The sequence below is a fragment of the Streptomyces sp. NPDC002044 genome (assembly GCF_040296725.1).
Taxonomy (GTDB): domain Bacteria; phylum Actinomycetota; class Actinomycetes; order Streptomycetales; family Streptomycetaceae; genus Streptomyces; species Streptomyces antarcticus.
Genome location: NZ_JBEOXU010000077.1, coordinates 15,047 through 28,589, shown reverse-complemented (window position 1 = coordinate 28,589; position 13,543 = coordinate 15,047). Strand labels below are relative to the sequence as shown.

At 71.8% G+C, this 13,543-nt stretch carries 14 protein-coding genes; 4 read left to right on the top strand and 10 right to left on the bottom strand.

Annotation, left to right across the window (positions count from 1 at the left end):
* A partial coding sequence (locus tag ABT106_RS19850) for a hypothetical protein (RefSeq protein ID WP_351278958.1) occupies positions 1-234 on the bottom strand: 234 nt, incomplete at its 3' end.
* 97 nt (positions 235-331) lie between these two features.
* Here ABT106_RS19850 and ABT106_RS19845 point away from each other — a divergent pair.
* Both ABT106_RS19845 and ABT106_RS19840 read left to right on the top strand, forming a co-directional pair.
* Entirely contained in the window at positions 332-781 is a 450-nt protein-coding gene (locus ABT106_RS19845; protein WP_351278955.1) for a hypothetical protein, read from the top strand.
* A 603-nt stretch (positions 782-1,384) separates the two neighbouring features.
* The gene (locus ABT106_RS19840; RefSeq protein ID WP_351278960.1) at positions 1,385-1,873 is read left to right on the top strand and encodes a GNAT family N-acetyltransferase; all 489 of its coding nucleotides are present in this window, start codon (positions 1,385-1,387) and stop codon (positions 1,871-1,873) included.
* A 202-nt stretch (positions 1,874-2,075) separates the two neighbouring features.
* On the opposite strand, the gene ABT106_RS19835 is transcribed toward ABT106_RS19840, so the two are convergent.
* Both ABT106_RS19835 and ABT106_RS19830 read right to left on the bottom strand, forming a co-directional pair.
* Positions 2,076-2,528 (bottom strand): hypothetical protein, encoded by a 453-nt coding sequence (locus ABT106_RS19835; RefSeq protein WP_351278953.1) that lies wholly within the window; start codon positions 2,526-2,528, stop codon positions 2,076-2,078.
* Positions 2,529-2,672: 144 nt separating this feature from the next.
* The gene (locus tag ABT106_RS19830) at positions 2,673-3,197 is read right to left on the bottom strand and encodes a S1 RNA-binding domain-containing protein (protein ID WP_351278950.1); all 525 of its coding nucleotides are present in this window, start codon (positions 3,195-3,197) and stop codon (positions 2,673-2,675) included.
* A 480-nt stretch (positions 3,198-3,677) separates the two neighbouring features.
* On the opposite strand from ABT106_RS19830, the gene ABT106_RS19825 reads away from it, so the two are divergent.
* Entirely contained in the window at positions 3,678-4,604 is a 927-nt protein-coding gene (locus ABT106_RS19825; protein WP_351278948.1) for a helix-turn-helix domain-containing protein, read from the top strand.
* Positions 4,605-4,723: 119 nt separating this feature from the next.
* Here the strand turns inward: ABT106_RS19825 and ABT106_RS19820 are convergent, their stop codons facing one another.
* Complete coding sequence (locus ABT106_RS19820) at positions 4,724-4,984, bottom strand: hypothetical protein (protein ID WP_351278946.1); 261 nt, start codon at positions 4,982-4,984, stop codon at positions 4,724-4,726.
* 77 nt (positions 4,985-5,061) lie between these two features.
* On the bottom strand, positions 5,062-6,024 hold the full coding sequence (locus ABT106_RS19815; protein ID WP_351278944.1) for a helix-turn-helix transcriptional regulator: 963 nt from the start codon (positions 6,022-6,024) through the stop codon (positions 5,062-5,064).
* A gap of 295 nt (positions 6,025-6,319) precedes the next feature.
* On the opposite strand from ABT106_RS19815, the gene ABT106_RS19810 reads away from it, so the two are divergent.
* On the top strand, positions 6,320-6,817 hold the full coding sequence (locus tag ABT106_RS19810) for a DUF3224 domain-containing protein (RefSeq protein ID WP_351278942.1): 498 nt from the start codon (positions 6,320-6,322) through the stop codon (positions 6,815-6,817).
* Between the two features lie 60 nt (positions 6,818-6,877).
* Here ABT106_RS19810 and ABT106_RS19805 read toward each other — a convergent pair whose 3' ends face one another.
* The 5 genes from ABT106_RS19805 to ABT106_RS19785 form a co-directional block, all read right to left on the bottom strand.
* Positions 6,878-7,519 (bottom strand): HAD family hydrolase, encoded by a 642-nt coding sequence (locus ABT106_RS19805; RefSeq protein WP_351278940.1) that lies wholly within the window; start codon positions 7,517-7,519, stop codon positions 6,878-6,880.
* A 230-nt stretch (positions 7,520-7,749) separates the two neighbouring features.
* Complete coding sequence (locus ABT106_RS19800) at positions 7,750-8,529, bottom strand: class F sortase (protein ID WP_351278937.1); 780 nt, start codon at positions 8,527-8,529, stop codon at positions 7,750-7,752.
* Positions 8,526-9,350 carry a hypothetical protein gene (locus ABT106_RS19795; protein WP_351278935.1) on the bottom strand — a complete coding sequence of 275 codons (825 nt, stop codon included), beginning with the start codon at positions 9,348-9,350 and terminating at the stop codon, positions 8,526-8,528. Before ABT106_RS19795 ends, ABT106_RS19800 begins: the two co-directional genes overlap by 4 nt.
* A 384-nt stretch (positions 9,351-9,734) precedes the next feature.
* Positions 9,735-10,400 (bottom strand): ribosome-inactivating family protein, encoded by a 666-nt coding sequence (locus tag ABT106_RS19790; RefSeq protein ID WP_351278932.1) that lies wholly within the window; start codon positions 10,398-10,400, stop codon positions 9,735-9,737.
* A 236-nt stretch (positions 10,401-10,636) separates the two neighbouring features.
* Complete coding sequence (locus tag ABT106_RS19785; RefSeq protein ID WP_351278930.1) at positions 10,637-13,369, bottom strand: LamG-like jellyroll fold domain-containing protein; 2,733 nt, start codon at positions 13,367-13,369, stop codon at positions 10,637-10,639.
* Between the last annotated feature and the right edge of the window lie 174 nt (positions 13,370-13,543).

The following is a 13,543-nucleotide window of genomic DNA, read 5'->3' as shown; positions in this document are numbered from 1 at the left end:
CCGGCGCACGGTGTCGTGGCCGCGGCGCCGCCACTCGGCCCGGGGCAGGCCGGCCCGCTGCCCGCCGCCGGTGATGAGGGCGTTGACGGGGGTCAACGGGTCGGCGGCCAGGCCCTTGGCGAGCAGGACGCCGACCACGAGCGGTACCAGGGCCACGGCCAGGGCGGAACCGGCGGTGGTCACGTGTCGCAGGTGCGGGCGGGGCGTCGTGCCGTGCGGGGCCTCGGAGGTCATGGCCCCATTCGACCAGCCGGAGCGCGGCGGGGAATCGGGGCGGATACTCAGGCCATTGGGCATGAGGTACTCAGACGGCGGGGCGGGGTGGTGGGCCATGACGGTACCCGGGCAGGGCTTCGAGCCCGCGACGGGCGACGGACCGGAGCCGCCGGCCGGCAGGGAGCGGGAGCTCCGCACGGCGTACGAGGGGATGGTGCAGATCCGGCGTCTGGTCAACGGCCCGGCGGGGGCGGCGGTTCCCGCGCCGTGGGAGGTACGGCAGCCCGTGCGCGCGGTGGCCCTCGCGCTGGAGGCGGCGGGGTTCGCACCGTCGGCGGTGGAAGCGGAGGGCAGGCGGACGCGCACCGGCTACCGGGTGGCCGGCGGAGCCGAACCGGGGCGGGCGGAGGTGACCTGGCCCGGTCCGCCGGGCGGGGGCGCCGCCGAGGAGGAACAGGAGCGGCTGACGGCCTGCGCGGGCGTGCTCGAAGGGCTCGGGTGGGTGTGCCTGCTCTACCGGGGCCCCCGGAAGCGCCGGTTCCTGGAGGTGGAACCCCCACGCTGACCCCGGCCCCGGCATGCGCCGGGACGTCCGGCGGGCGTAATCCGCTAACCGCCGCCGGTTCCCTGCGGGCACAATCGCCCGATGGGCATGCTCGACGCGGCGGCGGAACGCATCGGCCGGGGCGAGACCGTGGAGTTCCGGCCGACGGGCGGGTCCATGGTGCCGCTGATCCGCAGCGGGCAACGGGTCCGCGTCGCACCTGCCGATCCGCTGCTGGTCGAGGCCGGGGACATCGTCCTGGCGCGCGTGCGCGGGACCGTGTATCTGCACCTGGTCTCGGCGGTGGACACCTCGCGCGGGCGGGTGCGGATCAGCAACAACCGGGGCCGCGTCAACGGCTGGACCGGCCACGACCGGGTGTTCGGCATCTGCCTCGCCGTGGACGGCGTCGAGCGCTCCGGTGCCGCCGCCAAGGCCCGCAAGGCCGGCCCCACGGACCCAGCGGCACCACAGGCAGCACAGGCGCCGCAGACACCACCGGCCTCCCCGCTCCCGGACCGCGCGACCCCCTCCCACGCGGCGCAGGCGGCACCACCGCGCCCCGGCTCAGGGGCGCCACGGCCGTCCGCCCTCCCCTTCACCTCGGCCGACGGACGCCTCGACCTGCTGCCGCTGCTTCCCGCGCACGCCGCCGAGATGGCCTCCGTCCTGGCCGACCCGGCCCTGCACGCCTTCACCGGCGGTGCTCCCCTCGGGCCCGACGCGCTCCGCGCCCGGTACGAACGGCTCGCCGCCGGTTCTCCCGATGCCTCGGCCGTGTGGCTCAACTGGGTGCTGAGGCTGCGTACGGAGAGATGCCTCGTCGGCACCGTCCAGGCCACGGTCACCCCGGCGCGGGACGTCGCCGAGCTCGCCTGGGTCGTCGGTACCCCGTGGCAGGGCCGCGGACTGGCCGCTGCGGCGGCCCGCGCGCTCGCCGCGTGGCTGCGGGACGTACCGGTGGGCCGTCTGGTCGCGCACGTCCATCCCGGTCACACCGCCTCGGCGGCGGTCGCCGCCGCCTGCGGGCTGCGGCCGACCCCGTACCGGCAGGACGGGGAGGTCCGCTGGGAGTCGGCCGACCGGGGCCGGACCGGCGTCGGTTCGGGGTGAGCGGGATCGAGCCTTCTCTGCACCAAGGGCGCGAGTCGACTGCGCTCGTTCTTATGTGGTGAGCGTGGTCGGGGGGCGCTGGACCTCCAGGACGACTGCTGTGCCTGCCACGGATTGGTCCTCGTGCACCAACGGCTGGGCAGCCGGAGCTGACTGAGCGTCGTAGTTGGCCAGCTTGGCCAACCGCTTGCTCAGCCGCGAGTCAGTGGAACCAGACGACGAGGCGCACGTTCTCGGCTCCGTGGATTTCACTGAGGATGCGCATGACGCTCCAGACCCGGCCCCAGTCGGTGTCGATCCCTGCGGCTGCGGCGCGGGTTCGTGTGCCTGAGGCGTTGGTTTCCTGCCAGTCCGTGGTGTCCAGCTCGGCCCAGGTCAGCCAGGTGGTCCCGTGCACATCGTGGGGGCCGCCGTAGCCGGCGAACTCAGCTCGCAGCCCATCCGAGGCGTCGTCCGGGAAGCCACGATCTTCCGCCAGGGGCCGGAAGCCGTAGGAGTTGCGGATTCCGAAGAGGCAGGCCAGGCCGTCGTAGGCGTTGCCCCTGTTGAGGAGGAAGAGATCGATGCCGACCTCCCATACAGAGTCCTCATCGTCGGGGCCCCATAGGCGGGCCCCTGGCCGGCATTCGATCATTCCGCTCACGTCGGTCGACATGGAGTGATCCTGCCTGTGCAGGTCAAGAGCCGGCACCTCCGTTTCCCGGACTCGCGCGTTACCGGTCGAGCCTCCGGCCCGGCCGCTCTGCGCGGCTCCGGCCAAGAGCGCTCAGTGGCCAACTACGGCGCTCAGTCCTACCGTTCATCCGAGTGACAGACGGATGCGCCGCATGGGGACGTCGACCTCAGCGATCTGCACGGTCATCTCATCACCGATTCGAACCGTCCGTTCCGGCCCTGCTGGTGGTAGCTCGGAGTGGTGTACCAGCCCTGCTATTCCTTCATCGAGACTCACGAAGATCCCGAACGGGACCAGCTTCGTGACTCGGCCCCGGATGACGCTACCGGCGCGATCAGTCCAGAGGCTCCATGGGTTGGGCTGGAGAGCCACCAGCGACAGCATCGCCTGACCACGCATCTCGGTATCCAGGGCCAAGACCTCGGCGTTCACGCGCTGGCCCAGTGACACAGCTTCATGACAGGAAGAGATCCATCTCCATGAGAGCTCCGGCGGAGGGATGAACCCCGCTGACGCTTCCGGAGCCCCGTCGAGATCTACGAACACTCCGAAGTTCTCGATCCTGGCAACCACCCCGGCGACGACGTCACCTGGGTGGAGCGCCATGAGGAAGTCGTTCAGGGCCGTGGAAGGAAGCGGATACGTCACGGCCCAGACCCTATTCCGCACATCCGAATATCCGAACCTACCGACACTGTTGCAGCACACCGGTCTCCTGGACTTCGCGGAGCTGCGGGCGACCGGGACGAACGGCATGTATGTGACCGATCTTCTCTGCACTTAATCAAGGCGAGTCGGTCGGGGGCAGCGAGGCTGCCACCTGATGGGTTGTCCTGTAACCGTGCCGGATCAGAGCACGGCGTCGGCTGCGGTGCATCGCAATGCGGAGGGGCGTCCACATACTGGGCGTGTTCGGGGCGTTCCGGCAACGCACCAAAGTGCCCGCAGTCGGCGTCGTGCACCCGCCAGGAAGGTGCTTTCCCTGGGGTCCCCAGCGGTCCCGGAGAAGATGGGGGCGGAATGAAGTGCGGCGAGGCGCAAGCAGCCGTGGTGAACAAAGGAGGCGGCCCAACCCCTGCTGTGCACCCCGGTTGAGTCTCCCGTAGGGGGAGACGGAAGGCTGGGGGCATGCGCAGCGACACGCGCTATCACATCGGGGAGTTGTCCCGCCGAACCGGACTGACGGTGAAGACGATCCGGTACTACTCCGACCGGGGCATCGTCCCGCCGACCGACCGGAGCCCGACGGGCTACCGGCTCTACGGTCCGGACGCGCCAACCCGCCTCGAGCTGGCCCGCACACTGCGCGAACTGGGGCTCGACCTGGCCACGGTACGCAAGGTACTGGACCGGGAGGCGTCCCTGTCGGAGGTCATGCAAGCGCACGCGGACGCCCTGGACGTACAGATCCGTACCCTGCGCCTGCGCCGCGCCCTTCTTCGAGCGGTTGCCGGACGCGGCCGCCCTACTCCTCTGGAGATGGACCTCGTGCACCGACTTGCCACACTCTCCCGGACCGAACGCCACCGACTCGTGGCCGACTTCATCGACGAAGCCTTCACGGGCTGCCACACCAATGCCGAGTTCGTGAGCCTGATGCAATCCGTTCTGCCTGATCTACCCGAAGGCCCCACGCCCGAGCAGGTCGACGCCTGGGTGGAACTTGCCGGACTCTGCCAGACAGCGGACTTCCGTCGTGCGATCCGGCAGACAGCCGGGGACCAGGCGGAAGAACTCTCCCGGATGGACGGCATCGCGCTGCAAGAGTCCCTCAACCTGGCGCTGCGCGAACGGATCAACGAGGCTGTGTCTGCCGGGCTGTTTCCGGCCTCCGCCGCGGACGCATCCCCGGCCGACCTACTGACAGAGCTCTACGCCCAAGCGTTCGAGCGTGCCGAGGAGAGCAATCTGGGCAGCTGGCTTCTCGCCCGCCTGCGAATGAGCACCGACCCGCTCGTGGAGCGCTACTGGCAGCTCCTGGCGACGGTCAACGGATGGCCCCCGTCATCCACCCTCGCGCCGGTTCACGCCTGGTTCACAGGGCCGGCGGCATGAGGACGCGTGACCTCACCTTCGGCTTGTACGCGGATGCGGAGGGGCTGGCCTGGGTCGAAACGCTTATCGAGGACGCCGTGGGTTCCCGCGGCGCCCGGATCGTCGGTATGAACGAGACGTCACCCGCCGACGCGTACGACTTCCTGGCGCAGCAGTGGGCCGTGGAACACCCCGCCCGCAACAGTGGCGCTCGGCAGCCGATCGAGTTGCGTGTCCGCTTGGTGTGTTCCCTTCGGAAGCGTCGAACCCTCCGCAACACGGTGATCGCGGCCCTGTGCCCACAGGGGACGGCCTCTCACCGCGGCCCGTTCGCGACGGGCGAGGAGGTCTTCCTCCAGCTCGTCGAGGCGGGGCAGCATCTTCGGGTTGAGCGTCAGCATCGGACAGCGGATGCAGGCGTGCTCATGCGCGCACGGGGTGCCGTAGGGCGCCGAACACGGCGGCGCGCCCGGCCACTTCAGCGGTACCGGTCAGCGACGGCCGCCGCCGTCTCGGCGACGGCGCGGCGCAGCTCGGGCGGGCCCAGGACCTCGGCCTCGACGCCCAGCCGGAGCAGGTCGCCGACCGCGATCGCCCGGGACTCGACGGGGAGCCGAAGCCGTACCCAGCCCCGCTCGTCGGCCGGTTCGGCCTCGGCGAGCGCCCGTACGCCCGCGGACCCGAACCACATCGGCAGCAGCTTCCGGCCCCGGGGGGAGAGACGCAGTTCGGCGGTCTCCTGGTGCAGCGCCTCGGTGAGGCGGCCGGTGGACCGGCGCCAGTACGCGGCGAGGTCGAAGCCGACGGGCCGTTCGAAGGCGTCGTCCGTGGTGTCCACGGCCAGGAACCGGGCCACCCGGTAGGTCCGTACGGTGTCTTCGGCCTCGGCCACGAGGTACCAGATGCCGCCCTTGACGACGAGGCCGAGGGGGCGCAGCACGCGGTGCACCTCGCCGCTCCAGCGGCGGTAGTGGGTCCGCAGCACCCGCTGGTCCCAGACGGCCTGGGCGATCCGCGCGAGGTGCGGTACGGGCTCTGGGTCCCGGAACCAGGCGGGTGCGTCGAGGTGGAAGCGGTCCTGGAGGTGGCGGACCCGGCTCGCGAGGGCCGCCGGGAGCGCTGCCTGGAGTTTCAGCTGGGCGGTGGCCAGGTCGGCACCGAGGCCGAGGTCCCGGGCCGGACCGGGTGCTCCGGCGAGGAAGAGCGAACCCGCCTGGGCGTCGGTGAGACCGGTGAGGCGGGTGCGGTAACCGTCCGCGAGCCGGTATCCGCCGGCGGGGCCGCGGTCGGCGTGAACGGGGACGCCGGAGGCTCCGAGGGCCTCGATGTCCCGGTAGACGGTGCGGACGGACACCTCCAGCTCGGCGGCGAGCTGGGGCGCGGTCATGTGGCCGCGGTTCTGCAGCAGCAGGAGGAGGGTGAGGAGCCGGTCGGCACGCATGGCGCCATTGTCGCCGCACCGCCCAGCGCCACCGCCCAGCGCCACCGCCCAGCGCCACCGCCCAGCCGCAGCGCCCGACCGCGGCGTCCAGCCCCACTGCCCGACCGCCACTGCCACCGCCACCGCCGGTTCCCCGCCGTACCCGTCGGCCATACCTGACAGAAGATGTCAGGTACCGCTGACAGCCTGTGGGCACCACCGGGCTCCGGCCCCCGGTCACCGCTGACCAGGCCCTGGCCGGACCCCTGTTCACCCGCCGGGCGGAGCTTCCGCCCGGCCTGCCGAGAGGACCGCCATGTCCACGTTCATCCCCGACCGGGCCCGGCGCCCGGAGCCGTCGACGTCCTCCGTGGAGACCGACGCCGTGGAGACTGACGCCGTGGAGACCGACGCCGTGCGGACCACCGGCCGTTTCACGTACGCGGGCTGGGAGGAGCTTCCCGTCGGCTCCCCCGACGGCGCCCCGCGGCTCGCCCGTGCCCTGGTCACGAACACCTTCACCGGCGGTGTGGAGGCGTCCGGGACCAGTTGCGCGTACACGATCGCGTACACCGGGGAGAACGTCGGCACGTACACCGGCATGGAGCTGCTCACCGGCAGCGTGGACGGCCGTACGGGCTCTTTCGTCCTGGAGGAGTCCGGCAGCTTCGACGCCGGCGGCACCACCTGCCGTTTCGCGGTGGTCCCCGGCTCCGGCACCGGGGGCCTGACCGGCCTCGGCGGGACCGGCGGGTTCACCTACCGCCACGGGGAGACCTCGGTCGCGTACGCCTTCAGTTACCGGCTGGGCTGAGCGCGCCGCGGTCGTCCGGGTGGCGCGGCCGGGCCACCTCGTCGGCCTTGTCCTGCGGCATCAGGCCGCCGCGGACCTCGTCCATGCCGACCGCGCGGCCCACCGCGTCGGCCACCCGCTGGTCCTCGCCGACAGACGCCGCGGCCGATGACCGCCCGCAGGTCGCCGGCCTCGGGCAGCGGGCCGCCGGTGACGAGGGGCGCCCCGTCCCGTACGACGGCCTGGGCGAGCGGGTGGTCGCTGAGGCGCTGCGCGGGCCACCGCGGTGCGCGGGAGTTCCTCGCGCCCGGCTCCGGCGGCCGGCTCGATCTCGGTGAGGCGGGGGCGGCCCTCGGTGAGGATGCCCGTCTTGTCGAAGGCGAGGGTGCGCAGCCGGCCGAACTCCTCCAGCGGCGCCCCGCCCTTGACCAGGACGAGCACGAGCACGCCCGGTACGAAGACCTTCTGGAAGCGGTCGGTGAACCGCTGGGTCGGTGAGGTCCGCTGGTCGGCGTCCCGGACCAGGCGGACCACCCGGGCCAGGGTGTTGTCACGGGCGAGCCGGGTGACGACCACGTCGAGGGCGCCGAGGGCCTCGATGGAGCGCCGGGCGCGGTCCATGGCGTAGCCCTCCAGGGCGTGGCCGAGGCTGAACAGGACGAGGAGGACGGCGCCCTCCTCCCAGGGGCCGATGGAGGCGGCGCCGGCCGCGGCGACGAGCATGAGGAAGTCGACCTGGAACCGTCCCCGGCGTGCACCACGAGGACCGGGACTGAGCGCCGCGGCCGGGCCCCGGGAAACCGGGGACCGCACCGGGCGTCCGCCGGCCGCGGGGCCCAGGGGGTGTCGCCTCCCGGGATCCCCGGCGCCGGGCCGGGCTGTGCTGTGCTGTGCTGTGCTGTGCTGTGCTGTGCTGTGCTGTGCTGTGCTGTGGTGGGCTCCGCGGCGCCGGGCTACGCGGTGCCCGTCATCTGGGCGAACACCACCACGTTGCTCTTGTAGTAGTGCTTCTTCGGGTCGAAGTCGCCGCCGCAGGTCACCAGGCGCAGACCCGCGTGGTCGAGGTTCTTGTAGACCTCGAGCGTCGGGAACTCGGCCTTCGGGTACTCGGCGACCCGGTTCACCGTGAAGGTGACCGTCTTGTTGTCCTGCCTGGTCACCTTGATCGTGTCGCCGGCCTTCATCGTCTTCAGCTTCTCGAACACGGCCGACGCGCCGTTCCAGGTGACGTGACCCGCGATCACGGCCGGGCCCTGGGAACCGGGGGTCGGCCCCGGTTCGTACCAGCCCGCGAGACCGGGGTCCTTCGGGGTCTCCATGGTTCCGTCCGCGTTCTGCCGGAGCGTCTCCAGAGAGCTGGAGACGCCGAGCGACGGAATCGAGATCTTCTGCGGTGCGGAGCGGGCGAGGGCGGCCTTGGCCTGACCTCCTCCCGCACCCGTACCCGCGCTCGTACCGCCGGACGCCCCGGCTCCGGGCGACGCGCCGTGGCCGCCCGGGGACAGCTCCCCGGCGGGGGTGTCCGCGCCACCGGCGGCCGGCGCCCCGCCCGGCTGGGCCTGCCCCTGGGGGGCCTGGCCCTGCGGAGTCGAGGGGGCCGCCGGGTCCTGGCCGGAGCACCCGGCGAGGAGCAGCGCGGCGAGCGCGGTGGCGGCCAGGGGGCCCGCGGCCCGGCGGCGGGGCCGCGCGGTGGACGCGCCGGGGCCGGTGACGCGGGGCGCAGACGGCTTCACGCGGCGCCGCCCGTACGGTCCCTGCGGACGGGGACCGCGGTGGCCCGCCTCCGTGCGGCCGTCACCGCGCCGACCGCCGCCACGGACAGGGCGATGGCCGCCCCGGCCATCGTCGCCGTCGGCGCCGACGCGCCCTGCGGGGCGGAGCCGCCCGTCTCGATGCCGCCGACCGGGATGGAGCCCACGGCCGCCCCCTTGACCTCTCCGCAGTTGGTCGGAGCCGTGGCCTCCTGGGGGAGCTTCGGGTCGAGCTCGCTCTTCCCGGCCCCTTCGAAGTCGTACTTGTCATTGTTGTTGCGGTCGATGCCGTGCTGCACGACGTGCAGGTCCTTGATGCTGTCGACCACGTCCTGGCCGACGGGAATCGTCCGCTTGTAGGAGACCTTTCCCTGCTTGTCGGCGACGGGCATGCGGTCCACGGCGAGACCGCTGGCCGCCTCGGTGCTGCCGGACGTGGTGAGGGAGATGTTGATGTCGCCGTAGTCGACCGTGGCCTCGGTGTTGCTGAGTATCCCGTCGCCGTCGGTGTCGTCGCTGGCGTCGGGGCAGTGGAAGTCGTGGGCCTTGGTGGAGCCGTGCAGGTGCTGGGCCGACGGCTGTCCGGGCACCATGCCCTCGGACTCGATCTGCACGGTGAGCTGCCTGCCCTTGAGGCTGAGCATGACGGTCCCCCGGGCACCGGAGCCGTTCAGCTGCGCCAGGTCGATCTGGTACGCCTTCCCGCCGTCCGCGAGAGCTGGGCCGGAGAGGCCGACGGTCAGGAACACGGCGGCGGGTACGGCGGCGAGTGCCACGAGGCGGCCGGTGCGCTTGGCTATCACATTCGCTCCTGTTCCATGGATTCCCGGTATGGGAATCGCGGATCGTACGAGGTTGAAAAGAGTCCACGAAGAGGGTCTCGCTCCTTCTTCGGGGCACCAACACCCTTGGATTGGTGCTTCTTTGAAGAATTTTCCGAATGGCTGACAGCCTGCGCCCCGGCCTGCGAGAACGCTTCGGAATGAGGGATCGAAGAATGTTAAGGGCAGGCGGATGACAGCCTGCGCGGATTCTGCCGCAATAACGCGCGCGCATGCGGGTCCGACGGGGTGGGGAACGGCTCGGCGCGCCCCGGAGTACGCGCCCCGGAGTACCACGGCCGCGCCGTGGTGGCGAATATCAGGCGACCCGTCCCGGGACCCCTGCGGTGAATTCGAGGGGCGCCGTCAGGCGGCTGTCCTCATCGCGGCCGACAGGGGCCCGCCGGTCATCCAGAGGCGTGCCATCCCGTCCGCGAGGACGGGCGACCGGGCGGCCTCGCAGAGCATTTCCGAGAGCGCGAGGATCGCCCGTGCGGTGCACTTCGGGTCGGTGTTCCGGTGGAGCCAGATGATCGCGTTGACCATGGACCGCCGCCCCAGGGGAAGGCTCGCCCGTCCCACGTCGGCCGCCGCCTCGAGGGAACGGCCGCCACCGAACGGCAGGGCTTCCGCTCTCCGGATGCCCGGTGGCGCGACCGAGTCGCGCACATGGCGGAAATGGGCTTCCGGGGGCGCCTGCCCGTCTTCGAAGGTGTTGCGGAAACCGACGAGGCGAATCCCCGGATTGTGCACCCGGAGTTCGATGTAGAGCTCGACGAAAAGACCTCTCTGCTGCATGCGCACGGGGAGGTAACGCACTCTTGCCTCCCCGCCCCCCGCATTGTCCGAGAAGCCCCGCACCTCCGCCGCCCTGGACCGGATGGTCGACGCGAGGAGTCGGTACTCCTCGGCGGAAGCGCTTTCCACCGAAAACGACACGGGATTCGGCATCACGGCGCGCATCAGGTGGCGGCGCCGGAACTCGGACTCCCCGGAGGGAAATCGACCACGATCGCTTCGGTCCTGCCGCACTCACGCACGGAACATCCACCGCCTTTCCATGTCCCCGGCCGCCGACGGCCGGCGCCGTCCGCGTCGCCGGGATGGGCTCGCTCCGGTCCTTTCTAGTCGTGGATGCGGGTACGGAACGAATACTTGGCCTCTCATGCCAAAAACTCATCACGGTTCGGCAACGAAGGGAGCCCGGAACGGCACGAGGGGGCGCGAGCCGCCCTCGGCCCGCGCCCCCTCGCCCGTTCGGTCCTCGGCTACGGCGCCCCGAAGGTCAGCGTCAGCCGCGGCGTCCCCTCGTTGGCCTGGGCCTGCGAAGACCACAGCCACAGCGCGTCCGTACCGGTGCTGGTCAGCGCCAGCCCGTAGCCGGTACCCAGCGCGGCCGCCACAGCCGGGGTGTTCAGCCCGGTGGAGTGCACCGCCGAGCCGTCAGGAACGCCCGCGAAGGTGCCGAGCGCCGTACCGCCCAGGGCCGGGCGGTTGCTGTACGTGGTGCCCGCCTCGGTCCACGCCCCGGTGACCGGGACCACCGACACGGTGTCCGTGGTGCCGGCGCCGCTCATCGTGCTCGTCTTCACGCCGAGGACGGCCGACTTGAGCACCGTGCCCGCGGGCGCCGCGGGCAGCTCGAAGCGCAGGTAACTCGCGTAGAAGGAGCTGCCGCGCACCGCGAGCGAGCCGGAGGTCCCGTAGTTGGTGCCGGGCGCGCCGGCGTTGGCGTAGGTGTCCTCGGAGGCGGTCACCTCCACGACCGAGTCGGCCGGGGCGGAGGCGAGGGTGAAGTGGTTCTGCACCTGCGCCGCGCTCAGGACGGTCGGGTAGACGGCGGTCTCGTCGAGCCGGCCCGCCCAGAAGTCGCTGGTCGGCCGGTTCGGCCAGCCATTGAGGTTGTCACCGCCGGCGTGCCAGTAGCCCGAGAAGTTCTCGTGCGTGGTGACGTTGAGGGTGCCCCTCTGGACGCCGTCCACGTACAGGGTCATCCCGCCCGGCCCCTGGGTCGCGACGACGTGGTGCCAGGCGTTGTCGTTGTAGGCGGCGGTGGTGGTGACGGTGCGGGTGGCCCCGGTGTAGACGCCGAAGACCAGCCGGCCGTCATTGGTCATGTAGACGTGCTTGTCGTACTGACTGCTCGTACGGTCCTGGTTGTTCCCGAAGCCGACGAGTTTGCCGCCCCGGGTGGTGTTCGTCCGGAACCAGGTCTCGACGGTGTACGTGCTGCCCACGTTCTGGCGCTTGTCCCCGTACACCTGGGTGTCCGTGCCGTCGAAGCCGATCGCCGTACTGGCGCCGGTGACGGCTCCCGGTGTCTGGCGCAGGGCGGGCCCGTTCAGGTGCACGCCCGCCTGGTTGCCGCTCACCGAGGAGTCGGCGGCGAAGGGCAGCGCCGACTCGTCGTAGCGCCAGTACTGCTGCGCCCCGTCGGTGCGGACCTGGTTCGGGTAGCCGTCCACCGAGGTGGGCACCGTCACGCTCGCCGTCGCCGACAGGGCGCTGGCGTTGCCGGCGGCGTCGGTGGCCGTCACGCGGTACGTGTACGACTGGCCCGGCGAGACGGTGGTGTCGGTCCACGAGGTCTGCGGGCGCCGGAAGAACAGGGAGTCGGCGTTGACCGTGGCGATGGGGGTGGCCGCGCCGTTGCGGTAGATCTTGTAGGTCAGGGCGCTGTCGTCCAGGTCGAGGCTGGTGCGCCAGCGGACCTGGGCCTCGCCGGGCGCGAAGCTGACCGCACTGGCCACCGGCACGGTGGGCGCGCCGGTGTCCCCGGTGGAGGCGAACCGGGTCAGGCTCTGCTGCGCGGCCCCGTTGACGGTGGTGAACTCACCGCCGACCCAGAGGTACTGGACGCCGCTCTTGGAGCCGACCGCCATGACGCGCGGGCCGATGCCCTCACCGATGCCGTCGTTGGTGTCGGGTGCCCAGCCCAGCTTGCCGGTGCCGGTGGTCGGCTGCGCGAGGAGGTGGTGGCGCTGGCCGTCGGGGAACTCTCCGACGCTGGAGCAGTCGTGGGCGTGCGAGGCGCTGTACAGCACGTCCTGGTACGGGAGCACCGCCTGGGTCGCGCCGAGGCAGGTGTCGCGCCAGCGCTGGCCCAGGTCGGCGAGGTTGAGGGCGATGCGGCCGTCGAAGACGCCGCCGCCCGTGCCCTCGTTGGCGGTGTAGAAGCCGGTCGCGTCGGTCGCGACGTCCTTGACCACCGAGTTGTTCTCGATGAAGCCGGGGTAGGACGTGGCGAGTGCGCCGGTGGTGGAGTCGACGACGGCCAGCGCGTGCGTGTTCGTCCCGTTGACGGTGAAGAAGTCCCCGCCGAGGATGACCTTGCTGCCGTCGGGGGTGACCTCGACGGCCCGGCCGGGCTCGTCGGCGTCGGCCCTGAAGGGGCGCAGCGCCCCGTTGTCCGCGTCGACCGCCGCGAAGCGCTCGCGCTGCTGGCCGGCGACGGTGAGGAAGTCGCCGCCCGCGTAGACGGTGTCGCCGGTGACCGCCAGGGCGCGGACGGTGGCGGCGAACGCCGGGCGGAAGCCCGTCTTCACCGTGCAGGTCGCCACGTCGATCGCGGCGAGGCTGGAGACGGGGGTGCCGTTGACGGCGCCGAAGTAGCCGCCCGCGTACAGGGTCTGCTGGTCGGGCGAGAGGGTGAGCGCGCGGACGGTGGCGGTGCCGCCGCCGACGGTGAAGGACAGGGTGCAGGCGGTGGGTGCGCCGGTCGCCGCGTCGAGGGCGGCGAAGTTGACGGCGGACTGCTCACTGCCGGCGCCGCCCGTGGGCGGACGAAGGACGGAGAAGGTGCCGCCGACGAAGACCTTGCCGCCCGCTTCGGCGAGCGCCCAGACGACTCCGTTGGGCTGCCAGGTCGCCAGCGCGTCGGCGGTGAAGGCGACGGGCGGGGTGAGCGCCGCAGCCTGCGGAACGAGGCCGAGACCTATCGTCGCGCCGGTTGCGGCAAGGGCCAGGCCGAGTGCGGCCGCCAGGCTTCTGGATCTACGCATGAACCCCCCAGTTCGGTGTGCGCTACGGCCGTGTCACGCGCGGCCGGGTGAGTCATGGCCTGAAACAGCCGTACAGCTGTCCGCAAACCATGCGTACGGGCGCACCCTAGGACGGATCGGCGCTCCGTTCATCCCACTTGGCACATCAGATGCCGAATCGCTCCGCGGAACGCC